Consider the following 22,606-nt stretch of genomic DNA (forward strand, 5'->3'; position numbering starts at 1 on the left):
TTATGATTTTTAACCTTATTAAACAGAGAAGAGAAGACGAGCTCAATGGTACAACACTGTTTAAATCATCAATTTATAGGATGCTGATTGTGGCAGTAGTGCTAATAATTTTCTTTTTCATTACTGAGCAAAATCACATCTGAGCTTTTTAGCTTTAATTTTATTTAAAGAAAAGGCAACTCAAATTGCACTGCCCCCAAAAAGTTAGACACTATTTGAGTTGCCTTTTTTGATTTCCGTGTGGCTGTTAAATTAGTTTTAAGTTGTTTAAATGTTACCTAAAAAAAAAGCACTATTTTATTTCTAATAAATATTCATGAATTTAAGATGAGCTGCACCTCAAAGACAACTTTTTGACAATCCTTGCAATATTTTTGTTATTTTAGCACTAAAATAAAAGTGTATGCCAACCGACTGTATCAGCTATCAAACCTCAGGATATTTCTCTCCCTTGATGAATGATTATTTAGATCAAAAAAACGAATTACATTCCTTATACCACCGTTTCCCAACTCTCGAAAACTTTGAAAAACAGATTGAAGAGAAAAAAATCAATTTCAATGACAATGGCAATAGCAGTTTCAAAAGACAGACCTTAGTAAGTGTTTTAAAAAAACAATACGATCAATTAAACGTTCCTCCAGAAACCTTAAACAACATTGAACTTTTAAGCCTTCAAAACACCTTTACTGTTACCACAGGACATCAGCTCAACTTATTCAGCGGTCCTTTGTATTTTTTGTACAAAATCATTTCGACTATTAATTTGACAAATGAATTAAAGGCGAAATATCCTGACTATAATTTTGTCCCTGTATATTGGATGGCAACCGAAGATCATGATTTTGAAGAAATCAATTATTTTTGTTTCAAAGGAAAAAAATTTCACTGGAACAGAGAAAGCACAGGACCTGTCGGAAGATTATCCACCGAAGGCTTATCCGATTTCCTAGAAATATATGCCCTTGAAATAGGTTCCAGCACCAATGCTAACACCATCAAAAAACTATTTGAAGATTCCTATCTCAATCATAACAACTTAGCCGATGCCACCAGATATTTAGCAAATGTACTTTTTGGCTCATCAGGATTAGTTATTTTGGATGCAGATAATTCCGACTTGAAACGCAATTTCATACCATACATAAAAGAGGAATTATTGCATCAAACATCTTTCAAAGCGGTAACGGAAACTATCGAAAAAATGAAAGACTATTTCGTTCAGGTGAATCCGCGCGAGATTAATTTATTCTATATTGAAAATAATTTACGAGAGAGAATCATTCTTGAGAATGGAATTTACAAGGTTAACCACACCAAAATTGAATTCACTGAAACTGAAATACTAGCATTATTAGAAAGTAATCCTGAGAAATTCAGTCCAAACGTAATTATGCGTCCTTTGTACCAAGAAGTCATTCTTCCCAATTTATGCTACATTGGCGGAGGCGGAGAAATTGCTTATTGGCTGGAATTAAAATCTTTTTTCACTGCCGCAAAAGTTACTTTTCCAATCTTGCTGTTGAGAAACTCCGTGCTTTTGGCAACTGAAAAACAAAACAAAAAAGCCGACAAATTAAACTTAAGCTGGTCTGATTTATTTTCAAAACAAAACACTTTAGTCAACCGAGTAACCCAAAAACTATCGGATTTTCCGATTGATTTTACACTGCAAAAAGAAGCATTACAAAAACAATTTGAGGCACTACTTGAATTGGCCAACCATACCGACAAATCTTTCTTAGGTGCCGTAAAAGCGCAAGAAGTCAAACAAACCAAAGGATTAGAAACTCTCGAAAAAAGATTGCTTATTGCTCAAAAAAGAAAATTCCACGATGAATTACTGCGCCTAATTGACTTGCAGAACGAATTATTCCCTAATCAGAGTTTACAGGAACGTCAAGCTAATTTTTCTGAATTTTATTTAGAAAATGGAGAACGTTTGATTCCTCAAATAATGAACCAACTCAAACCATTGGAACAAAATTTTAATATAATAACTATTTAATGTTTAGTCATTAAAATACTAAGCAACTAAGGTTTAAATAACAAAAATTAAAAACCATAAAAACTCAGAGACTCAGTCCCGATAGCTATCGGGACAGCAACTTAGTAACTTTAACCAAAAGAACCAATGACCAAAGACCGCCTTATTTCGCTTGATGTATTTAGAGGATTAACCATTTTATTAATGACCATTGTCAACAACCCCGGCAGTTGGGCAACCGTTTATCCTCCCTTACTCCACTCTGAATGGCACGGCTGTACCCCAACCGACTTGGTTTTTCCGTTCTTTATTTTCATTATGGGAGTAGCTATTTCTTTTGCAATGCCAACCAAAAGTTATGACAGCACCACATTCAGCAAAATCCTAACACGTTCGTTACGAATGATTTGTTTAGGAATATTTTTTAACTTTTTTGGAAAAATACAGCTCTTTGGATTGGAAGGAATTCCATTAGTGATTGGTCGTTTAATTATAACAGCTGGAGTTGGCTATGCATTAATGGGTAATTTTAATGCTAAACTAAAAACCTATTTGGCTGTATCCATTTTTGTAATTTATTTAGTCTTGGCCTACAGCGGTATCGAGGCTTATAAAATAGTGAGACTTCCAGGTGTGTTGCAGCGCATCGGAATTGTCTATTTCATAGCGTCACTTTTATATTTAAAAACCAACCAAAGAACACAATTATTAGTTGCCATGGGGATATTGCTAGGGTATTGGGCAATAATAACGCTAATTCCAGCTCCGGGATTCGAAATCACAAATCTCGAAAAAGGCACCAATTTTGCAGCTTGGGTAGACAGCGTTTTTCTAAAAGGGCACATGTGGGAAGCCACCAACACTTGGGATCCCGAAGGAATACTAAGCACGATTCCTGCCATTGCAACCGGTGTTATCGGTTTATTGATTGGACAATTGCTCAACAGCCCTTTATTAAAATTGGAAAAGGTCAAAAAAATGGCCATTATCGGAATCACTCTTATCATATTGGGTCAGTTATGGAATATTGTTTTCCCTATAAACAAAGCACTTTGGACGAGTTCATTCGTTGTGTACACTGCAGGTTTAGCAACATTCGTTTTGTCAATTTTATATTATTGCATCGACATTGCCGATTATAAAAAAGGCACAAAATTATTTCTGATTTGGGGAGTGAACCCAATGATTGTATTCTTTCTTTCCGAAATAATACCGCAGGCAATGGTGATGATTTCATTTCCGAATCCAAAAACGCCAACAGAGCAAATCAATCTTTTAGATTATTTATATGTTGCCGGAGTGCAGCCGTTTTTCAGTAATCCGATGACCGCTTCATTAATATTTGCAATTCTTTATGTAGGTTTATGGTCTCTACTTTTGACATATTTTTATAAAAACAAAATGTATTTCAAAGTTTAAAATAAAAAAACATCACAGTAATAACAGGTTTTTACCATTAAATTGACAATTTGCTAAAATCATTAGATAAAAAAAGTATATTTTTGCACAAAATTTTAAAACACAGAAAAAATGGCGACCAATAGAACTTTTACAATGATTAAGCCAGATGCAGTTCAAAATGGACACATCGGAAACATATTAGCAATGATTACAAACGGTGGTTTCAAAATTGTTTCTTTGAAATTAACTCAATTGACAGTTGCAGATGCTAAAGCATTTTACGCTGTTCACGCTGCAAGACCTTTCTATGGAGAATTAGTAGAATTTATGTCTCGTGGTCCCATTGTTGCAGCAATTTTAGAAAAAGATAATGCTGTTGAAGATTTCAGAAATTTAATTGGTGCGACAAACCCAGCCGAAGCCGCTGAAGGAACTATCCGTAAAGCATACGCAACTTCTATTGGAGAAAATGCTGTTCACGGTTCTGATAGCGATGAAAACGCAGCTATCGAAGGAGCTTTTCATTTTGCAGGAAGAGAGCAGTTCTAATTTTAGATTTCTAGATTTAAAATTCTTAGACTACTTAAATTAAAAAAAGAAACCCGCTTCATAGAAGTGGGTTTCTTTTTTTAATTGCAAAATTTATTAAAGATTATCAGCTGTCTTTTTAATGATTTTATTAACTCTTTCATCTAAATCTTTTAGAAGTTCCTCTAAAGCACTTTCACACATAGGCAATACTTTTTCAGGAGTTAAAACAGGAACTCCACCTATGATAGCTCCAGTTTTTTTAGAGTTTGCCCCTTCATTAAGAGCAAATATTTTTTTTCCTGTTTTATTATACAAAGAAATTCTAGCATAAGCTCTCATTTTAACTGTTCCTGTTCCTCCAACAGCAAAACCTTTTTGTAAAGAAAAATGTACTTCAGTGAATAAAACGCCATCTGCAATTTCTTTAAAAATAGTAGCAGTTCCTACTTCATTAGCTTCACCAGCTATTCCTTCATAAATATATTTGTATCCCGGGTAATTAATTATAGTTTTCCCCGCTTCTCCCTCTCTAGCGAATTTAGGAGAGAAATCAATATATTCCTGTTTTTGAGTCACTTCATTTTCAGGAATTATATCAAATGGAAATTGTTTAGAATAAACATTAAAAAAAGCATTATGATATTTCTCTAAAATAGGAGTAAGATTAAAATCTGGATTATTGCCTAAATCAGCTATTGAAGCCAAACCGTTTAGACCCAAATCAGAAAAATCGATTGTTTTATCGGTATAAAAAGCAACAACTGCTACTTTTTTCTTTTGTGAATAACTATTTAAAGCAAATAATACGGTTAAAATAAGTAATACTTTTCTCATTGTTGTTTTTTAAAATTGTTTTTAGCTGTTGATTATTGAACAAGTAAGCTTCTTTTATTTATTAAAAAAATACTTACTGCCAAATGTATAAAAAAACACTTCTAAAATAGAAGTGTTAACTATATTTTTAAAATTAAAATCTAATAATTCAGGTCCGTTTAAAAGTCTAACGCAAAACCACATCCCTCACCACATCTCTCCGCAATTCCTCATTAATCATTTTTATAATCTTGGATTTACCATGGCTTAATTCCTCGCGCAGCACTGCCGAAGTCAGCTCAACATAAAGCGTAGAACCTTTCAAAACCACATTATTAGTATAACTGTTCACTCCATTCCCCATCAAATTGCGCCAAGCTTCCTTCACATCAATCTGATCCATTCCAGGCTGTAATTTGTTCACTTCAATAATCTGCTTCAAAACATCACCCACTGTGCTTTGATTATTTAGTCTTTTTACCATAGTCGTCTAGATTTATTGGTCCCGTTTTTTTATAATGATATTCTTTTTTCTCTGCATTCAAAACAACCAACTCTTTATCTGTCAAAGCCAGTATTTCCTCGCTCCATTTCATATACGCCGTACTGTAATCCAAAAAAGCGCGGTCATCTGCAAAACGTATTTTCACGTTTTCAAACGTGTCATTCACCAAAAAAGTACCGTCCAATTGCGGCATTACTTTCTTACGGATCCCAGCATTATTTTTATCAATCCGAAAATAATCAAATGATTCATTCATCCCGTACTGCTTCTCTTTTCCATCCTCGAAAACCACTTTTTCAATCTCCCAATAGCCGTTGATTTTGGCGGCATCAGCCGGAGTTATTTTTTGCTTACACCCAACTGACAAAAGGGTAATTAGTAAAAAGCCAAATACTTTTTTCATAAAATAATTATTTTTTTTAGGAGCTAATTCCTGCTATTCGTTTCAATCTTATGAGCCTCGTCTCGCCTTTTGGGACGAGACGAGGCTCATAAGGATTTCCACTGCACACGAGCGAAGCGAACTGGCGAAGCAATCAGGGCTAAGGCATCCCCTGTTTATCAATATCTTTAATTAAAACAACAAAGTTAAACTTTAAAAATCCAAAGAAAATAAAAAAACGCATTCCCATTAAACTATTTTCTATATTTTTGATCTTACCCAAAACTAACCTCCTCAACCATGTCAAAATCAATACTGTTACTTGTATTTGCACTTTTCTGTATCAATTGTTCCTCTAATGATGATGAACCTGTTCCAGCTCCTACAGAAACACTCTATTTTCCGCCACTCACAGGCTCTGATTGGGAAACCAAATCCATAGAAAGCCTTGGATGGAAACAATCGTCCGTCAAACCACTATTGGATTATTTGGAAGTCAAACATTCTAAAGGTTTTATTATTTTGATCAATGGGCGCATTGTAATGGAAAATTATTTCAACGGACACGATGCCTCTACAAATTGGTACTGGGCAAGTGCCGGAAAAACATTGACATCAACAATGACTGGAATTGCACAGCAGGAAAACCTCATCAGCATCAACAACAAAGTGTCACAATACATAGGAACAGGCTGGACAAGTGCACCTCTTGCCAAAGAAAACCTCATTACCTGTAAACATTTGTTAACTATGACTTCTGGCTTGGACGACACCACCGATGATGTTTCTCCCTCCGCCCTTACCTATACCGCCGATGCAGGAACCCGTTGGGCATATCACAACGTGTATGTAAAACTTCAGGATGTCATCGCGCAGGCCAGCGGACAATCTTGGAGTACTTATTTCAATGCTAAATTAAGAGACAAAATAGGGATGAACGGCGCTTGGTTTACCTCTGGCAACAATATTGTTTACAGCAGTACCACCAGAAGTATGGCACGTTTTGGACTGTTAATGTACAATAAAGGAAAATGGGAAAATAATGTAATCCTGAACGAAAGCTATTTCAACGAAGCGACAGCCACTTCCCAAAACATCAACTTAGGTTATGGCTATTTATGGTGGCTGAATGGTAAAGCCAATTATCATTTACCGCAATCACAAGCTACTTTTCAAGGAAGCATTATCTCTACAGCTCCAAACGACATGTTTATGGCTTTGGGCAAAAACGATCAAAAAATCTATGTCATTCCCAGCAAAAAAATGGTAGTCATCCGAATGGGAGATGCAGCAGATAACGTAAACCTTGCCCTATCCGATTTTGACGAAATGCTTTGGACAAAAATAAGTGCTTTGTATCAGTAGGGATAAAATTTATTTATTGCTAAAGCTCTTAATTTTAAGTAGTAGTAGTAGTAGTAGTAGTAGTAGTAGTAGTAGTGTATCATAATTAAGGAATTACGAAACACTGCTACTTATTTACATTTTTTCACTGCCTCAAACCGTGTAGTTTTTGTAAATTACCAAAGGTTTTGCGCGATATTTTATTTTATTAATGAAGGCAGAATAAAATCCTTAACAATCGTATCAGCCTGCGGGTGCCCATAGGGCTTATTGTAAGCTTTAGATGTTATAATAATCACAATCGGAAGGTCTTTGAAAATTATAAATTCATTTCCGCCATTTCCCGCACAATAAAATGTTTCATAGTTTTTACCTTTATAAGCAACCGACTTATTCCAAAATAAATAACTATAAAATTGATTATCTCTTTCAGGAATTTGGATTTGGCGTGTGAAAGTTTTCTGCACCCATTCAGTAGGTAATATTTGTTTGTCATTCCACATGCCATTATTTTTATACAATTGGGCATATTTTGCATAATCTAATGAGGCCATTTGTAAACTTCCCGCGGTATTAACTACTTTTTGCGGTGTATATTGCCATTGATATTGTTTGATATTTAATGGTTTAAAAAGTTTTTCATCTGCATATTTTTCCAAACCATCAGGAACATTTTTATCTAGAATATCGCCTAAAAGCACCACTCCTGCAGTGAAATAATCCCATCTGCCTCCATTTGATTTTGTTTTATCCATCTGAAGGTCTAAAGTAAATTTTACCCAATTGTCAGTAGGATACATGTTTTCCTCATTTCCTGATGAATCACTATCGATATCGGAACCATTAAAAGCGGAACTCATAGTCAGTAAGTCTTTTATTTTTACACTGTCTTTTTTAACTTCATAGTTTTCAAACGTTTTTAGGCTGTAAAATTTATTCAGTGTTTGATTTTCGTCATTAATAAAACCGTCATTAATAGCGATTCCCATAAGCGTTGAAGTAAACGATTTTCCTGCAGAACGGGTATCGTGCAATGTATTTCGATCGGCACCATTAAAATACTCTTCAAGCAAAAGCTTTCCTTGATGAATTACAACAATACTCGTAATTTCCTTTAGATTATAATTGGCAATTTCAGCATTAAGAGATTCAATTTTCTTTTTGTCGAATGCAAAATCTGAAAGTTCCCAATCACTGCCTGATTGTATCGGCTGAACTGCAATTTGTTTAGCAGTTATTTTTGGTGGTTGGATTATGAGTTGAATTTGACCTTCTGCAATTAAGCCACCAACCTTTACACCACTATTTTCATCAATTTTCACATAAGGTCTAATCTCAATTTTGAGTTGGTGCTTACCATTTGTTAATTCTTTTTCACCGCCATTGAGTTTAAATCTTTCCCACATATACATTGCCCACCAATCTTCACCTTTGGTACTGGTTAAAGGAACCCTGAATGTAGTCGAAGTATTTTTGTTGCCACCAGAACCAAAGTTACATCCTGAATTAATATTTTCTTTATAGATAAATTTATTATCAATATGGAATGAGAATTGGAGATTACCTTTTTTGAGTAGTTCTTCAGCCGATAAATCAGGAGCCAATTGATGGAGATAATTCGTTACAGAATTATCCATAAAAACCCTGATATTTAAGTCTGATCGGTAGGTCAATTGGAAGGATTTAAGGAAATCAGATTCAGAATATTTATCCAATGGTATATTTCCCTTCATGAAAGTTACCTTGCCAATATTAGTTTTGTGCAGACTGTTAGTTATTCCGTCATTAGATACAAGATCTTTCGTTTGTCCAAAGGAAGTTTGATAAAAAAGAATAACTAAAAATGTAAGTGAAATCCGTTTCATATTTTTTATATAGTTAGCCTCAAAAGTATAGCTAAATACTGTATAAAAATAGAACAGGATTAACATTTGGAAATATTAACGGAAAAGGATTTTTCTGTATTCGGACGGATTAATTCCGTTGATTTCTTTGAAACAGCGTGTAAAATGACTTTGATCGGAAAAGCCACACTCAAAAGCTATTGATGTCAAATCTAATTTTTTTTCCGAAATTAGCTGTAAAGACTTTTGAACTTTTAATTTTCTAATGTATTGTCCCAGACTGGAATTGAAGTATTTTGAAAATTCTCTTGACAAATGTACCGGATGAATGTTTAAAGCTTTTGACAAATATTCTAAAGTAAGATTATCCGAAAACTGGTCATTCAATATCATATTTACTTCAGAAACCCAAGTCGGTTTTTTATTAGATTCGGTTTTATTTACCCGAAGCATTTTTGCTAAAGTTTCTAATAATAATGTTTGAATTGAAAGTTGTGCTGTAGTATCATCTGCTTTTGTCTCCCTGAAAATCTTATACATCAAAAACTTCAAATCGGGATTTGCAATATTGATGCTGCCTTGTGAATTTGTTGTATTAAATTCCAAATTATCAAACCAGCATTTTTCTATTTCAATATGAAAACCTCTTGTAAATCCTTCAGGTTTGATGTTATAGTGCGGTTCCTGCCAATTATGAAATAGTAAACTGCCTGCAGAACAATTATAAATTTCTTTTTTGTTTCCTTCAATTACATTTCCTTGAAGTATAAACGTAAAATAAGCGTTTTCGTGATAATGCCAATCCACTTTATCGTGAGTATAAACAGTATCGGTCAAAGTAATTCCTTCTAAATTAATAGTCTTATTAGTTTGTCCATAAAATTCTCCTTTTTGTGATAATTTCATTATTGTTTTTGGTTGAATTTCGGTTCTTTAAAATACCACACAACTAACTACAAACCTTCACTAATTTTTCAAAAAAACAATTAAAAACTTACTTCTTAACTCTCTTCATCAATCCTAAAAAGAAAAAGACCAATCCAACAATCAGTAAAGCATAATAAAAACCAACACTGGTTGTTCTAATAATGTTTGCCAATACAAAAGCCACAATACTTACAAAATAAAAAAATATAGGGCTGGCATTTTTTATAGAAGAAAAATTCATGAACTTATTATTTAAAAAAACTATCTACGAATTCGTATTTATTAAAAACCTGCAAATCTTCAATTCCTTCGCCAACACCAATGTATTTTACAGGAATTTGAAACTGGTCTGAAATACCTATAACAACACCGCCTTTGGCAGTACCGTCTAATTTGGTAACCGCTAGACATGAAACCTCTGTGGCAGCAGTAAACTGTTTGGCTTGTTCAAATGCGTTTTGTCCTGTAGAACCGTCCAAAACCAGCATTACATCATGTGGAGCATCGCCTACCACTTTTTGCATTACTCTTTTCACTTTTGAAAGTTCATTCATCAGGTTGATTTTATTGTGCAGACGACCAGCAGTATCAATAATAACAACATCAGCATTTTGAGCCACCGCCGATTGCAGTGTATCAAAAGCTACAGAAGCAGGATCACTTCCCATTTCTTGCCTAACAATTGGAATACCTACTCTATCCGCCCAAATTTGCAATTGATCAATTGCAGCCGCACGAAATGTATCTGCAGCTCCTAAAACTACATTTAAACCAGCTTTCTTGAATTGATAAGCTAATTTCCCAATTGTGGTTGTTTTACCCACTCCATTTACACCAACAACCATCAAAACATAAGGCTTGGTATTTATCGGAATGACAAATTCGGTTGCTTCGCCAGTATTGGTTTCTGATAATAGTCCTGCAATTTCTTCTCTCAAAATTTGGTTGAGTTCCTCAACTCCGAGATACTTATCTGCTTCCACTCTTTTTTCAATTCGAGTGATTATTTTTAGGGTTGTATTGACTCCCACATCCGAAGAAACAAGAACTTCTTCTAAATTATCCAAAACATCATCATCTACTTTTGATTTTCCTGCTACTGCTTTGGTTAACTTGGAAAAGAAACTGGTTTTTGTTTTTTCTAGGCCTTTATCTAATGTTTGTTTCGCCTCTTGACTTAGGCTAGAGTCTTTTTTCTCTGAGGAGAATATTTTTTTAAAAAAGCTCATGGAGTTTATGGTTTGGAATTTACATTTGTCAACTTAAACAAGAAAAATCAATTAAAAACAATATGATTTGCCTTTAACGAAATTCTCAAAAGAATCTTTTAATTTCGAGGTGTAAATATAGAAAATAAAAAAGCTACTTCCGAATGAAAGTAGCTTTTCTATAATATGTATAGTTAATTATTTCTTTTTCAAGAATTCATCAACTTCTTCAGGAGCCATAATAGATTCAACGAATGTATATGCCCCAGTTACTGGAGATTTCACCATTTTGATGGCTTTTGATAATCTCTTAGAAGATGTTTGTAACGATGCTACGGTTTTCTTTGCCATGATTGAAAGTTATTTGAAATTTTAAAAAATTCCTCAGATGTAATCATCTGAGATTTTTTTAATCTCTAATTATTATTTAATTTCTTTATGAACAGTAACTCTTTTCAAAATTGGATTAAATTTTTTAATCTCTAATCTGTCTGGAGTGTTTTTTTTGTTCTTTGTAGTTATGTATCTTGAAGTCCCTGCAACACCAGTTGTTTTGTGCTCAGTACATTCTAAAATTACCTGGATTCTATTTCCTTTCTTTGCCATCTTGCTATTTTTTTATTTTGGAAAAGATTATTTAATAAATCCTTCTGACTGCGCTTTTTTCAAAACTGCAGCGATTCCATTTTTATTAATTGTTTTTATCGTAGATGCTGCTACTCTAAGAGTAATCCATCTATCTTCTTCTGGAAGATAAAAACGCTTTTTAACTAAGTTAACAGAAAATTTTCTCTTAGTTTTGTTCATAGCGTGAGAAACGTTATTTCCTACCATCGCTCTTTTACCTGTAAGGTCACAAACTCTTGACATTATACTTATCTTTTATCGTTATTCAAAATCAGGGTGCAAAGAAAAGAAAAATAAACCTATCTACCAAAATATTTATAAGTCTTTTTTAGAAATTTCTTTCAATAACATTTCAAGCCCTTTTACCGATGCCCTATCTATCACTTTTTCACGTGGTTGACCAAAATCAAACTCTTCTACGATAACTCCATTTGGCGTTGCCAAAGCAATAAAAACAGTTCCTACACTAGCATCAGCCTCGCCTTTTGACGGGCCGGCATTACCTGTTGTCGCAATAGCATAATCCGTATTCATTAGTTTCTTCACATTCAAAGCCATAGCCTTAGCGACTTCAGCACTCACAACGCTATGTTTCTCTATCAGATTCTTCGAGATTCCTAACACATTTTGTTTCACTTCTGTCGAATAAGCCACTACACTCCCTTTAAAATAATTTGAAGCTCCGGGAACAGAACTCAAGAGCCGTGCAACACCTCCTCCTGTACAGCTTTCGGCTGTAGAAACAGTTTTATTCTGCTGCGTTAAGATCTTTCCAACAACCGTCTCGAGAGTTTCATCATCTTCAAAACCTACAATAATATCTCCTATTATTTCTATCAACAAAACTACATTCTCTTCAATAGCATTTTCCAATAACTCTTTATCAGTTCCTCTGGCCGAAAGACGCAAATTCACTCTTCCGTATGCAGGCAGATAAGCCAGTTTTATGAATTCAGGCAGATTATTTTCCCAGTCTTCAATTTGTTCCGCAACGGCACTTTCTCCACGTCCATAAGTAAGAATCGTTTTGTGAAGAATATACGGGCGTTTATAATCTTGAACTATTTTTGGAATGATTTCATTTTCTACCAAATACTTCATCTCAAAAGGAACTCCTGGTAATGACACAAAAACAGTATTCTCCTTTTTTATCCACATTCCTGGCGCTGTGCCAACCTTATTATGAAGAACAGTACACTTAGAAGGAACCAAAGCCTGATCTTTATTAATCTGAGTAATCGGCCGTTTATAAAACCCCTCTATCAATTGAGTTACATGCTCAAGAACTACAGCATCAACAACCAATTCATCTTCAAAATAATCACAAAACGTTTTCTTGGTAATATCATCCTTTGTTGGCCCTAATCCTCCTGTAATAATAACAATATCAACTGTATTCTGAAGTTTTAAAAATGTGTCTAGGATATGCTCACGAGAATCACTCACAGATAGCATTTCCCTAACCTCAACCCCAATTCTATCCAATGATTTGGCTATAAAACCAGAATTTGTATCTACAATCTGACCAATTAGAATTTCATCTCCAATTGTAACTATGGCTGCTTTCATATTTTAAAAATTTTTTGCTTTATACTAAATAAAAAAATCTAACTGTTGTATCTACTTATACAACTGCTAGATTTCTTTATATTTATTCTTTCAGATAAAATTAAAACATACAATTAAAGATCAAAATCTTTTTTTAGCTCTTTAATAGCATCTTTAACCTGCGACTTAACACTTTTGTAAGTCTCTATTATTTCTTTCTTTTTTCCCTCGCGCTTAGTCCAGGCTTCAATCTGCAAAATCTCTTCGAATGCTACGTTTAAACCAAGCAAATCTAATGTTGGTTTCAGTTTATGTGCAAAAGCATAGGTCTGCTTGTAATCTTTATTTTTAATCCCTTCACCTATTTGTGATAAATCTTCAGGAACCTCGGTAACAAATAAATTCAAAATTTCATTCACAAACTCTGGATCATTATCTGAAAGTGCGTACACTTTTGCCAAATTATATTTTATAGCCATTATTTTACTTGTATTCTAAATAGTTTTTGTCCTTCTAAAAATCCTTCCAAAACATCATTTGGTTTTACTGCCGCAACTCCTGCTGGTGTTCCCGTAAAAATAATATCCCCAATCTTTAATGTAAAAAATTGAGAAACATAGGAAATCAGTTCGTCAATATTCCACAGCATCATATCGGAATTCCCTTTTTGTACTGTAATATCGTTGTTCTTCAGTTCAAAAGTAATATTTTCCAACGAAACAAAATTGCTTTTGGGCAAAAAATCTCCAACTACCGCCGAACCGTCAAATGCCTTAGCTTTTTCCCATGGCAATCCTTTTTCCTTCAATTTAGCTTGTAAATCTCTAGCCGTAAAATCAATCCCAACACTTACTTCGTCATAATATTTATGAGCAAACTTGGGTTCTATATATTTCCCCACTTTACTTATTTTTACAATAAGCTCAATTTCATGATGAATATCCTCCGAGAATTCAGGAATAACAAAAGGGTGCTGTTTTAATAAGATAGCCGAATCCGGCTTCATAAAAATAACCGGCTCCGAAGGGCGTTCGTTTTTCAATTCCTCAATATGATTGGCGTAATTCCTGCCGATGCAAATGATTTTCATCCTTTTTTAATGATTAGTGAATAGTGATTAGTAAATAGCAAACAGCACTTAAAAAAAACTACTCACCAATTACTAATCACTATTCACTTAATTTTTAGTATTTAATTTTCTTAATTTAATCGCCGTCAGGACTTTCTTGGTATATAAAGGAAAATCCGCATTTTGTATCCAGCTGTAATAGCCTGGTTCTGTTTCTAAAATCTTATCTACTTTAGCACCTTTATGCTTTCCGAAGGTAAAAATTTCTTCATTTTCAGCATCAAAAGCAATCATTCCAGCAAAGTCTGCTATTTTTTTTCTAGTAGTAAATTCAGACAGTGATTTCATATCGTTTTCCAATTCAGGATAACGATCCAATTGTGCCATTAAAATTTCATAAGTCGCCATAGTATCAGCTTCGGCAGAATGGGCATTTTCCAAACCTTTTCCGCAGTAAAACTTCAAAGCCGCACTCAAGGTACGTTCTTCCATTTTATGAAAAATAGTCTGAACATCGACAGAAACTCTGTTCTTCATATCAAAATCAACTCCGGCACGCAATAATTCCTCAGCCAATAACGGTATATCGAAACGATCCGAATTGAAACCAGCCAAATCACTGTCCTTAATCATATTGTAAACTTGAGGAGCCAATTCCTTAAAAGTAGGCTCATTTGCCACTTTTTCGTTACTGATGCCGTGAATTGCTGTTGATTGCGGCGGAATTGGAATCGTTGGATTCACCAGCCATGTTTTACTTTCTTTATTGCCGTTGGGAAAAACTTTAAAAACCGATATTTCTACAATTCTGTCTTTTCCGATGTCAATTCCTGTAGTTTCTAGGTCGAAAAAACAAATTGGCTTATTGAGTTTGAGTTCCATTTTTTGTATTTGAAATTGGTGCAAATATAAATTTAAACCACGTATTTTACTAATTTATTTTACCCCAAAACACCTGTCCTTAAAAATCAAAACCCGACACATTTAAAAAATCTGTCGGGTTTAACTCTATTTATATTTTGGATTTAATAATCTCTGTTTACATCAAACGCTTCAAGATATTCGGCTACACGCTTTACAAAACTTCCGCCCAAAGCACCATCTACAACACGATGATCATAACTGTGCGACAAAAACATTTTTTGACGAATGCCTATAAAATCTCCTTCAGGAGTCTCGATTACCGCTGGCACTTTACGAATAGCTCCCAGTGCTAATATCCCCACTTGTGGCTGATTGATAATTGGCGTTCCGAAAACACTTCCGAAAGTCCCAACATTCGTAACAGTATAAGTACCTCCTTGCGTGTCGTCTGGTTTTAGTTTACCATTTTTCGCGCGGTTTCCTAAATCATTTACCGCCTTGGCCATACCAACCAAGTTTAATTGGTCTGCATTTTTAATAACAGGGACAATTAAGTTGCCATTAGACAAAGCAGCCGCCATACCAAGATTGATATCCTTCTTTTTTATAATAAAATCACCTTGTACCGATATATTCATTTCTGGGTAATCTTTCAATGCTTTGGCAACGGCTTCCATAAAAATAGGAGTAAAAGTCAGCTTCTCGCCTTCTCTTTTTTCAAAAGCATTTTTAACTTTATCTCTCCATTTTACGATATTGGTAACATCAACTTCTATAAACGATTGTACATGAGCCGAAGTTTGAACCGAAGCCATCATATAACCCGAAATCAGCTTGCGCATTCTGTCCATTTCGATAATTTCATCCCCTCCATTTACAGAAACAGGTGAAACCGTTTGTGACGGAGTTACCGAAACTGCTTTTGGAGCTTCAACCGCTTTTGGAACTGGTGTTACAACCACTGGCGCAGATTGAGATCCTCTATTTTTTATATAGTCTAAAATATCATCTTTAGTAATACGCCCATCTTTTCCAGAACCGGCTATGCCGTCTAATTCAGCCAAACTTACCCCTTCTTCTTTGGCAATATTTTTTACCAATGGAGAAAAGAATTTATTGCTTTCGAAAAAACTAACTGGAGCAGAAACCGTTTCTTTGGCTGCTTCAACTGTTTTTTCAATCTCCTCAATAATAGCATCTGGAACATCCTGAGCTGGCGCAACAGCATTATCACCCTCAGTCTCAATAATAGCAATGGTTTGTCCAACCTGAACCAAATCGTCTTTTCCGAATAATTTTTCGACAAGAACACCAGAAACCTCTGAAGGCACTTCGGAATCTACCTTATCTGTAGCAATTTCCAAAACAGCTTCATCCGCTTCAATTTTATCGCCAACTTCTTTTAACCAATTTGTGATGGTTGCTTCTGCAACACTTTCTCCCATTTTTGGAAGCTTTAATTCAAATCTTGCCATATTGCTAATCTAAAAGATGATTCTGATTTTAATTTTGCGAAATTAACGAATATTTTAAATATAAATTACATTAAATGTAATTTTATTTCAATTTTTCAATTCTCCCCCTATCATTAGGAGAATCACTGCCAATACTAAAATTTGTTCCTTTTGGTATTATCCTAAAGACAACTCCTTTATTTCTATATTGTTCGTGAATCTCTATACATTTTTTAAAGGATACAGATTCATTATCTAAAATAATCTGTAACCCGTTTCTTATTGAATTTGACAGCAAATTTACCTCTTTTTCTGCTTTCCAATCGAGAAAATCAACCTTTTTTTGGACAAGAGCTGTTATTATTTTTACTAATGTTTCAGAAGCTGATACCAGCAAATAATTTTCAGGAATACTTTTGGTTTTTGGTCTGCCTTGAATTCTTTTAATTAAAGAAAAAAACACAATTCCAATTTTCATAAATGCCGAAAAAATAAAAGAAATCTGAAAATGTTTTTTATAGAAAAACTCCATCGCTTCCTGAAAACGTTTCATATAAGTACCATCCTTAACTGTACTTTCTCCTTTATAATGTATCACGGTTGTCTCGTGAAAATAATAATTGTTCTTTCCTTTTTGCAAAACCATATACGACAAATCGATATCATCTGAATACATAAAACAATCTTCATCAAAACCTCCCACTTCATTATAAAGCTCTTTTTTTAAGAACATAAAAGCTCCAACCAATATTTCAACTTCACCCGTTTGGTTTTCGGATAAATGCTGCGCATAATATTTATTAAAAAAAGATGATTCTGGAAATAGTTTATACAAAATCGCAATCTTAGTAAAAGCAACCCAAGGAGTTGGAATCCCTCTTTTACTTTCGGGCAGAAAATTACCGGTTCCGTCAATAAGTTTTACGCCCACAATTCCAAGATTATTTTGTTTTTGGGCAAAAGCCAATACTTTTTTAAATGTATCTTCAGCAACTACAGTATCAGGATTCAGAATACAGATATACTCGCCTTTGGCTTGGGACACACCAATGTTATTCCCTTTTGGGAAACCAACGTTTCGATTGTTCTGAATGAGCTTGACATTTGGAAAACGCGTTTTTATCATCTCACAACTATCATCAGAAGAATTGTTATCCACCACAATAATTTCGGAATCTATGTTTTGCAGAGCACTTTCTACGCTAAGCACACAGAGTTCCAAAAAATAGCGGACATTATAGTTGAGGATGATGACGGATAGTTGCATTAGACAAATATATAGAATAGAAATCTCAAATTAAAACAACAATAGTTTACGAAGTTCTTCAGAATTTCTTTTATTATTCCAAAACAGAATTAATTCAACTTGATTTTGAGCCTAATTAAGGCTATAAAACAATTTGGTTTATTTTAAAATACCGGAACGATGTCTCCCGAAAAAGCCTTATCATTCGCTTCAAACTCATTTTTATAATTGAATATAGGTTTGCATCTGTTTGTTTAATACCTTGCTTTTAATTTTTATTCGAATACCGCAATGTTCAAATTTTTGATACTTTCTTTCCTGCTCATAACCTCTTCTTATAGCCAAATTAAAGGCTGCACAGATCGTTTTGCTACTAATTTTGATTCAGAAGCGACTGAAAATAATGGAAGCTGCTGGTATGCTTCCGCAAAAGTAAAACCTGAATTTTCTGCAAAAATCAGTGATTCGATAATGGGAACCTCGGGTTTGATTCCTTTTGACGGTTTGCTATGGACTCATAACGACCACTTCGACACCACGTTTTACGGATTAGATTTGAAGGGGAAAATCAAGAAAAAAATCAACTTTCCAAGTCTAAAAAGTAACGACTGGGAAGATATTTCTCAAGACAGTTTATACCTCTACATGGGTGATTTTGGGAATAACTATCGAGGAAACAGAAAGGACTTAAGAATATTGAGGATTCAAAAAAAATCATTTTACACAAATAATCCTGTGATTGACACCATCTCTTTTTCTTATTCCAATCAAAAGGATTTTTTAGCTCTAAAAGAACATACCAGCGATTTTGACTGTGAGGCTTTTGTTGTATTGCAAGACAGCATTTATCTGTTTACCAAACAATGGACAAGGGAAAAAACAAGTGTATATGCTTTACCCAAAAATCCGGGAACATATATTGCCGAACTCAAAGAAACGATTGATGTACAAGGATTAATAACTGGGGCAACGGTATTACCTTCCAAAAAAGGCGTCGTTTTGTGCGGGTATTCTAAATTTCTTCAGCCTTTTATTTTATTATTGTACGACTATCAGAGCAATAATTTTGGGATTGGAAATAAGCGAAAAATAAAAATCAAACTCCCCTTTCATCAAATCGAAGGAATAACTACCGAGGATGGTAAATTGTTTTATCTCACCAATGAAGCAACAGTAAAAAAACCTTTTGTAGATACCATACAACAAATACATAGTATTGATTTGAGTCCTTATTTGGAACATTAGAAAATTTGACGCGAATTTGATTTTTGTGTCAGGAAAAAAGGTGCTTTTAGATGTGTTGTGAACATAAAATCAAAGCCTTCTTCAGTAGTTTCAGCAATAGAAGCATAATATCCTGTTCATGCATTGCTTACTAAAGCATCTATTTTGGTTGTGCCAAAATCCTTCTGTAAAGTTTCTTTTAAGTTGGAAACAAATCCATCAAAAGATCCCACTTTTTGCTAATTGTAATGCTGATTCTTTTCCAAGTCCACGGCTTCCACCTGTTAATAGGACTATCTTGTTTGAATTGTTTTCCATTTTTTGAATTTTAATTATTTCAACTTTTTTAATTATTTACTAATGGAATAACTTTACTTCCAATTAACTCAATAGACTTCATTAATTGTGAATGTGTTAAACCTGCATTGTCCATTTGAAACGTGAATCGGGAAACACCTCCCAAATCGTCACTAAAACGCATTATTTTATCAGCTATTTCATTTGGTTCACCAACTAATAATGCACCATTTGTCCCTACTTGCGCATTAAAATGAGCAGGTGTAATTGCTGGCCAGCCTCTTTCTCTTCCTATACGCGTAAAAGTTTCTGCATAACCAGGATAATAATCAGACAATGCTTTGTCTTTACTGCTTGCTGCATAACCTAAAGAATGTACACCCACTTTTAATTTTTCTGGTGAATGTCCAGCTTGTCTTCCCGCTTCTCTATACATATCTACTAAACCTCGAAAGCGTCTTGTTTCGCCACCAATTATGGCAATCATAAGTGGCATTCCTAATGTTCCCGCTCTTACAAAAGATGCAGGAGTACCACCAACACCTATCCATAAAGGCAAAGTATCCTGAAACGGTCTTGGATATATAGGCTGATCCACTAAAGGAGCTCTGAATTTCCCAAACCAGTTTACCTTTTCATTATTTTGAATTTGGATTAATAATTCCAGTTTTTCCAAAAAAAGTGCATCATAATCCAGAAGCTTATGTCCAAACAAAGGAAATGATTCTGTAAACGAACCACGCCCTACGACTAATTCCGCTCTTCCTCTTGAAATGAGATCAAGTGTAGCATATTCCTGAAAAACCCGTACTGGATCGGCAGCACTCAAAACAGTTACCGCACTAGTCAGCTTTATCTTTTTAGTTCTCGCGGCTGCGGCGGCCAAAATAACTGCTGGTGCGGAATCAAAAAACTCACGACGATGATGTTCGCCAATACCAAAGACTGAAAGACCAGCCTGATCCGCTTGTTCTATTCGAGTCAATAAATTTTCAAGGATATCTGCACCATCCACTGCTTTTTGAATTGTGCCGGATGCAAAACTGTCTATTCCAATTTCCATAGTGTTTTTAATTAAAAATTTATATTCTGCCACCTCCATTAGCAATTATTTGTTGCCCGTTTATCCAAGCTCCTTCAGGACTAGCAAGAAATGCCACCACTCCCGCAATGTCTTCTGGTTCACCCATTCGTCCTAAATTCATTCCATTGGCAATTCGTTCCATTTCTTCTTTTGAAACTTCTTTTTCCATTAAAGGAGTTCTTGTTGGTCCAGGAAAAACACTGTTTACTGATATTTGACGTGAACCAAGTTCCTGTGCCAAAATTTCGGTAACCACTTTACCAGCAGCTTTACTTGGAGCATAAATACCAAGACCCGCTGCTGGATAAAGAGAGCTCGATGAAGAAATTTGAATAATACGTCCTCCATTTCTAACTTTTTTAGCTGCTTGCTGCAACACAAAATAAGTCCCTTTATAATTCACGGCATTAATACGGTCAAAGTCGGCTTCGGTAACATCTGCAATTGGAATACCCATAACAGCTATTCCTGCATTGGCTACAACAATATCGATTCCGCCAAATTCTTGAATCACAGTATCAAAAAGAGAGATAATAGCTGATACATTACTAACATCTGCAGAAAATCCTCTTGCGATACCTCCAGTTTCTCTAATTTCATTCACTACGATGTCTGCTTGCTCTGAATCTCCAACATAATTCACAGCTATTGCAATCCCGTCTTTAGCTAAACGGATGGCAATCGCACGACCAATACCTGTGGCTGCTCCCGTTATCAAAGCTACTTTATTTTTTGATGCTGTCATTTTTTTATTTGTTTTAACCTAAAACATTTATTTTTTCAAGAGCCACTTTCATTGCGCTATCCTTCAAGGCAGAAACCGAAACACCTTCAACACGGAATGCTGTTACATCTGTCATACCAAAAAATCCAAGAGATGCTCGCAAGTAAGGTTCAATAAAATCATATGATTTGTAATCCCCTTCACTATAAACACCTCCTGTGGCAATAGCAAAGAATACTTTTTTACCCTGAATTAAACCAACAGGTCCGTTAGGAGTATAAGTAAAGGAAACTCCTGCTCTGGCTAAATGATCAATCCAGCTTTTTAAGACCGCTGGGATTCCAAAATTGTACATAGGAGCGCCTATAACTATAGTGTCTGCATTTAACAATTCATCGATTGTACTGTCAGAAAGACGAATTATATCCAATTGTTCGGACGAACGGCTTTCAGGCGGTGTGTTAAAGGATTGAATATGTCCATTAACAATATAAGGCAAGGAATCTGTAGTAAGATTTCGAACCTTAACCGATGCATTTTTGTGTTTAGAGATTAGTTTGCTGATGATTGCCTCGCCCAATTCTATAGATTGAGAAGCTTCGGCTCTTGGACTTGAAATTATATGTAATATTTTCATTTTATCAGATATTATTTTTATTGTTTAAATCAATTTTATCATATTTTCCAGCGTAAAAATCCTGATAAGCCTGAACAATTTCTTCCTGACTGTTCATTACAAATGGACCTTCTGCTACTATAGATTCGGTATATTCTTCACCACCAAATAACAGAACATCAATTGCAGTTTGAGCTGTGTTTTTAATTTCAATTTCTCCTGCTTTTCTGTCAAATTTTATAAACTCACCTGCTTCAAATTGAGTATCGTTCAGTAGTGCATTTTGAGTGGTTAAAAAGGCTGCAGATTCCATTTTGTCGTTTAGGCTGATGGAAAACTGTTTTCCCGCTTCCAATTGAATATGATACAAAAACTGCTCTGAATAATTTGGAATTTTTGAACTTAACTCTTCATAGCTGCCTACAATTACTTTTATCGAGCCAGTGTTGTTAAGCAATGTTTTTTTAGGTACTTCACTGGCTTGAATGGCTAAATGTGCTGGTTTTTCTGATTTGTTTTTTGCCGGCAGATTAATCCAGAATTGAAAACCATGAACGATCTTACTGTCTGTTTCGGAATCATAATTCAAATTTTCATCGTGAACAATTCCTGTACCGGCTTTCATCCATTGAATGCCGCCCGAATGTATTTTGGCATAATTCCCAGCACTATCAAAGTGCTCTTCCTCACCCTGAAGAATATAAGTCAATGTAGCAATACCACGATGTGGATGTGCACCCATACCGTTTTTATTTATAGTTTCTTTGACAGCAGGAGCTACATAATCAAGAAACACAAAAGGCCCAACTTTATTTGTATACCTATTGGGTAACATTCGATTGATATTTAAAGGATCTAGATTGGTTACATTCCCTTTTATTGAGAAACTGGCTGCCTTTTTCATTTTAATT

Annotated in this window: 25 protein-coding genes; 5 read left to right on the forward strand and 20 right to left on the reverse strand. The window is 34.7% G+C overall.

The genetic code is table 11. The features are described from left to right. Positions 1-403: 403 nt before the first annotated feature. The 3 genes from bshC (at position 404) to AC1DVP_RS08595 (ending at position 3,937) form a co-directional block, all read left to right on the forward strand. The gene (gene bshC, locus AC1DVP_RS08585; RefSeq protein ID WP_477183082.1) at positions 404-2,008 is read left to right on the forward strand and encodes a bacillithiol biosynthesis cysteine-adding enzyme BshC; all 1,605 of its coding nucleotides are present in this window, start codon (positions 404-406) and stop codon (positions 2,006-2,008) included. Between the two features lie 126 nt (positions 2,009-2,134). Continuing rightward, complete coding sequence (locus AC1DVP_RS08590) at positions 2,135-3,406, forward strand: acyltransferase family protein (RefSeq protein ID WP_477183083.1); 1,272 nt, start codon at positions 2,135-2,137, stop codon at positions 3,404-3,406. Between the two features lie 111 nt (positions 3,407-3,517). Continuing rightward, the gene (locus AC1DVP_RS08595) at positions 3,518-3,937 is read left to right on the forward strand and encodes a nucleoside-diphosphate kinase (protein WP_477183084.1); all 420 of its coding nucleotides are present in this window, start codon (positions 3,518-3,520) and stop codon (positions 3,935-3,937) included. A gap of 96 nt (positions 3,938-4,033) precedes the next feature. Here the strand turns inward: AC1DVP_RS08595 and AC1DVP_RS08600 are convergent, their stop codons facing one another. The 3 genes from AC1DVP_RS08600 to AC1DVP_RS08610 form a co-directional block, all read right to left on the reverse strand. After that, complete coding sequence (locus AC1DVP_RS08600) at positions 4,034-4,753, reverse strand: hypothetical protein (protein ID WP_477183085.1); 720 nt, start codon at positions 4,751-4,753, stop codon at positions 4,034-4,036. Between the two features lie 166 nt (positions 4,754-4,919). Next, positions 4,920-5,216, reverse strand: a complete 297-nt coding sequence (locus AC1DVP_RS08605; protein ID WP_477183086.1) for a DciA family protein — start codon at positions 5,214-5,216, stop codon at positions 4,920-4,922. After that, positions 5,197-5,640 carry a hypothetical protein gene (locus AC1DVP_RS08610; RefSeq protein WP_477183087.1) on the reverse strand — a complete coding sequence of 148 codons (444 nt, stop codon included), beginning with the start codon at positions 5,638-5,640 and terminating at the stop codon, positions 5,197-5,199. Before AC1DVP_RS08610 ends, AC1DVP_RS08605 begins: the two co-directional genes overlap by 20 nt. 279 nt (positions 5,641-5,919) lie before the next feature. Here AC1DVP_RS08610 and AC1DVP_RS08615 point away from each other — a divergent pair, with 279 nt between their 5' ends. Next, positions 5,920-6,984, forward strand: a complete 1,065-nt coding sequence (locus AC1DVP_RS08615) for a serine hydrolase domain-containing protein (RefSeq protein ID WP_477183088.1) — start codon at positions 5,920-5,922, stop codon at positions 6,982-6,984. A gap of 179 nt (positions 6,985-7,163) precedes the next feature. On the opposite strand, the gene AC1DVP_RS08620 is transcribed toward AC1DVP_RS08615, so the two are convergent. From AC1DVP_RS08620 to AC1DVP_RS08680, 13 genes are all read right to left on the reverse strand, one after another. Beyond that, positions 7,164-8,828, reverse strand: coding sequence for a serine hydrolase domain-containing protein (locus tag AC1DVP_RS08620; RefSeq protein WP_477183089.1), 1,665 nt, complete (start codon positions 8,826-8,828; stop codon positions 7,164-7,166). Between the two features lie 75 nt (positions 8,829-8,903). Continuing rightward, entirely contained in the window at positions 8,904-9,713 is an 810-nt protein-coding gene (locus AC1DVP_RS08625) for an AraC family transcriptional regulator (protein WP_477183090.1), read from the reverse strand. An 88-nt stretch (positions 9,714-9,801) separates the two neighbouring features. Then, positions 9,802-9,975 (reverse strand): hypothetical protein, encoded by a 174-nt coding sequence (locus AC1DVP_RS08630; protein ID WP_477183091.1) that lies wholly within the window; start codon positions 9,973-9,975, stop codon positions 9,802-9,804. 7 nt (positions 9,976-9,982) lie between these two features. Next, positions 9,983-10,963, reverse strand: a complete 981-nt coding sequence (ftsY, locus tag AC1DVP_RS08635; RefSeq protein ID WP_477183092.1) for a signal recognition particle-docking protein FtsY — start codon at positions 10,961-10,963, stop codon at positions 9,983-9,985. Between the two features lie 177 nt (positions 10,964-11,140). Further along, entirely contained in the window at positions 11,141-11,293 is a 153-nt protein-coding gene (locus AC1DVP_RS08640) for a DUF4295 domain-containing protein (protein WP_100429907.1), read from the reverse strand. Between the two features lie 72 nt (positions 11,294-11,365). Beyond that, complete coding sequence (gene rpmG, locus AC1DVP_RS08645) at positions 11,366-11,548, reverse strand: 50S ribosomal protein L33 (RefSeq protein ID WP_007805817.1); 183 nt, start codon at positions 11,546-11,548, stop codon at positions 11,366-11,368. Between the two features lie 27 nt (positions 11,549-11,575). Next, positions 11,576-11,812 carry a 50S ribosomal protein L28 gene (gene rpmB / locus AC1DVP_RS08650; protein ID WP_024980263.1) on the reverse strand — a complete coding sequence of 79 codons (237 nt, stop codon included), beginning with the start codon at positions 11,810-11,812 and terminating at the stop codon, positions 11,576-11,578. 72 nt (positions 11,813-11,884) lie between these two features. Next, complete coding sequence (locus AC1DVP_RS08655) at positions 11,885-13,138, reverse strand: competence/damage-inducible protein A (protein WP_477183093.1); 1,254 nt, start codon at positions 13,136-13,138, stop codon at positions 11,885-11,887. Between the two features lie 113 nt (positions 13,139-13,251). Continuing rightward, positions 13,252-13,596 (reverse strand): Hpt domain-containing protein, encoded by a 345-nt coding sequence (locus AC1DVP_RS08660; RefSeq protein WP_477183094.1) that lies wholly within the window; start codon positions 13,594-13,596, stop codon positions 13,252-13,254. After that, the gene (locus AC1DVP_RS08665) at positions 13,596-14,207 is read right to left on the reverse strand and encodes a fumarylacetoacetate hydrolase family protein (RefSeq protein WP_477183095.1); all 612 of its coding nucleotides are present in this window, start codon (positions 14,205-14,207) and stop codon (positions 13,596-13,598) included. The genes AC1DVP_RS08660 and AC1DVP_RS08665 overlap by 1 nt, the downstream gene beginning before the upstream one ends. Positions 14,208-14,294: 87 nt before the next feature. Beyond that, positions 14,295-15,068 (reverse strand): exonuclease domain-containing protein, encoded by a 774-nt coding sequence (locus AC1DVP_RS08670; RefSeq protein ID WP_477183096.1) that lies wholly within the window; start codon positions 15,066-15,068, stop codon positions 14,295-14,297. A gap of 143 nt (positions 15,069-15,211) precedes the next feature. After that, positions 15,212-16,525, reverse strand: a complete 1,314-nt coding sequence (locus AC1DVP_RS08675) for a dihydrolipoamide acetyltransferase family protein (protein ID WP_477183097.1) — start codon at positions 16,523-16,525, stop codon at positions 15,212-15,214. A gap of 82 nt (positions 16,526-16,607) precedes the next feature. Beyond that, positions 16,608-17,771: a glycosyltransferase family 2 protein gene (locus AC1DVP_RS08680; RefSeq protein WP_477183098.1), complete on the reverse strand. Its 1,164-nt coding sequence runs from the start codon at positions 17,769-17,771 to the stop codon at positions 16,608-16,610. A gap of 282 nt (positions 17,772-18,053) precedes the next feature. On the opposite strand from AC1DVP_RS08680, the gene AC1DVP_RS08685 reads away from it, so the two are divergent. Beyond that, on the forward strand, positions 18,054-18,995 hold the full coding sequence (locus AC1DVP_RS08685) for a T9SS C-terminal target domain-containing protein (protein WP_477183099.1): 942 nt from the start codon (positions 18,054-18,056) through the stop codon (positions 18,993-18,995). A gap of 325 nt (positions 18,996-19,320) precedes the next feature. Here the strand turns inward: AC1DVP_RS08685 and AC1DVP_RS08690 are convergent, their stop codons facing one another. Genes AC1DVP_RS08690 through AC1DVP_RS08705 form a run of 4 tightly spaced genes read right to left on the reverse strand, consistent with a single transcriptional unit; the run spans position 19,321 to position 22,599 of the window. Next, on the reverse strand, positions 19,321-20,334 hold the full coding sequence (locus AC1DVP_RS08690; protein ID WP_477183100.1) for an Atu2307/SP_0267 family LLM class monooxygenase: 1,014 nt from the start codon (positions 20,332-20,334) through the stop codon (positions 19,321-19,323). Positions 20,335-20,353: 19 nt separating this feature from the next. Next, positions 20,354-21,100, reverse strand: coding sequence for an SDR family oxidoreductase (locus AC1DVP_RS08695; RefSeq protein WP_477183101.1), 747 nt, complete (start codon positions 21,098-21,100; stop codon positions 20,354-20,356). A gap of 13 nt (positions 21,101-21,113) precedes the next feature. Beyond that, entirely contained in the window at positions 21,114-21,716 is a 603-nt protein-coding gene (locus tag AC1DVP_RS08700; RefSeq protein ID WP_477183102.1) for an FMN-dependent NADH-azoreductase, read from the reverse strand. Between the two features lie 4 nt (positions 21,717-21,720). Next, positions 21,721-22,599: a pirin family protein gene (locus AC1DVP_RS08705; RefSeq protein ID WP_477183103.1), complete on the reverse strand. Its 879-nt coding sequence runs from the start codon at positions 22,597-22,599 to the stop codon at positions 21,721-21,723. Positions 22,600-22,606: the final 7 nt, after the last annotated feature.

Source organism: Flavobacterium sp. P3_A6 (assembly GCF_056403035.1).

Bases quoted from the DNA above. Each gene is read 5' to 3' on its own strand.
- bshC (WP_477183082.1), top strand. From the start codon at position 404: ATGCCAACCGACTGTATCAGCTATCAAACCTCAGGATATTTCTCTCCC.
- AC1DVP_RS08590 (WP_477183083.1), top strand. From the start codon at position 2,135: ATGACCAAAGACCGCCTTATTTCGCTTGATGTATTTAGAGGATTAACC.
- AC1DVP_RS08595 (WP_477183084.1), top strand. From the start codon at position 3,518: ATGGCGACCAATAGAACTTTTACAATGATTAAGCCAGATGCAGTTCAA.
- AC1DVP_RS08600 (WP_477183085.1), bottom strand. From the start codon at position 4,753: ATGAGAAAAGTATTACTTATTTTAACCGTATTATTTGCTTTAAATAGT.
- AC1DVP_RS08605 (WP_477183086.1), bottom strand. From the start codon at position 5,216: ATGGTAAAAAGACTAAATAATCAAAGCACAGTGGGTGATGTTTTGAAG.
- AC1DVP_RS08610 (WP_477183087.1), bottom strand. From the start codon at position 5,640: ATGAAAAAAGTATTTGGCTTTTTACTAATTACCCTTTTGTCAGTTGGG.
- AC1DVP_RS08615 (WP_477183088.1), top strand. From the start codon at position 5,920: ATGTCAAAATCAATACTGTTACTTGTATTTGCACTTTTCTGTATCAAT.
- AC1DVP_RS08620 (WP_477183089.1), bottom strand. From the start codon at position 8,828: ATGAAACGGATTTCACTTACATTTTTAGTTATTCTTTTTTATCAAACT.
- AC1DVP_RS08625 (WP_477183090.1), bottom strand. From the start codon at position 9,713: ATGAAATTATCACAAAAAGGAGAATTTTATGGACAAACTAATAAGACT.
- AC1DVP_RS08630 (WP_477183091.1), bottom strand. From the start codon at position 9,975: ATGAATTTTTCTTCTATAAAAAATGCCAGCCCTATATTTTTTTATTTT.
- ftsY (WP_477183092.1), bottom strand. From the start codon at position 10,963: ATGAGCTTTTTTAAAAAAATATTCTCCTCAGAGAAAAAAGACTCTAGC.
- AC1DVP_RS08640 (WP_100429907.1), bottom strand. From the start codon at position 11,293: ATGGCAAAGAAAACCGTAGCATCGTTACAAACATCTTCTAAGAGATTA.
- rpmG (WP_007805817.1), bottom strand. From the start codon at position 11,548: ATGGCAAAGAAAGGAAATAGAATCCAGGTAATTTTAGAATGTACTGAG.
- rpmB (WP_024980263.1), bottom strand. From the start codon at position 11,812: ATGTCAAGAGTTTGTGACCTTACAGGTAAAAGAGCGATGGTAGGAAAT.
- AC1DVP_RS08655 (WP_477183093.1), bottom strand. From the start codon at position 13,138: ATGAAAGCAGCCATAGTTACAATTGGAGATGAAATTCTAATTGGTCAG.
- AC1DVP_RS08660 (WP_477183094.1), bottom strand. From the start codon at position 13,596: ATGGCTATAAAATATAATTTGGCAAAAGTGTACGCACTTTCAGATAAT.
- AC1DVP_RS08665 (WP_477183095.1), bottom strand. From the start codon at position 14,207: ATGAAAATCATTTGCATCGGCAGGAATTACGCCAATCATATTGAGGAA.
- AC1DVP_RS08670 (WP_477183096.1), bottom strand. From the start codon at position 15,068: ATGGAACTCAAACTCAATAAGCCAATTTGTTTTTTCGACCTAGAAACT.
- AC1DVP_RS08675 (WP_477183097.1), bottom strand. From the start codon at position 16,525: ATGGCAAGATTTGAATTAAAGCTTCCAAAAATGGGAGAAAGTGTTGCA.
- AC1DVP_RS08680 (WP_477183098.1), bottom strand. From the start codon at position 17,771: ATGCAACTATCCGTCATCATCCTCAACTATAATGTCCGCTATTTTTTG.
- AC1DVP_RS08690 (WP_477183100.1), bottom strand. From the start codon at position 20,334: ATGGAAATTGGAATAGACAGTTTTGCATCCGGCACAATTCAAAAAGCA.
- AC1DVP_RS08695 (WP_477183101.1), bottom strand. From the start codon at position 21,100: ATGACAGCATCAAAAAATAAAGTAGCTTTGATAACGGGAGCAGCCACA.
- AC1DVP_RS08700 (WP_477183102.1), bottom strand. From the start codon at position 21,716: ATGAAAATATTACATATAATTTCAAGTCCAAGAGCCGAAGCTTCTCAA.
- AC1DVP_RS08705 (WP_477183103.1), bottom strand. From the start codon at position 22,599: ATGAAAAAGGCAGCCAGTTTCTCAATAAAAGGGAATGTAACCAATCTA.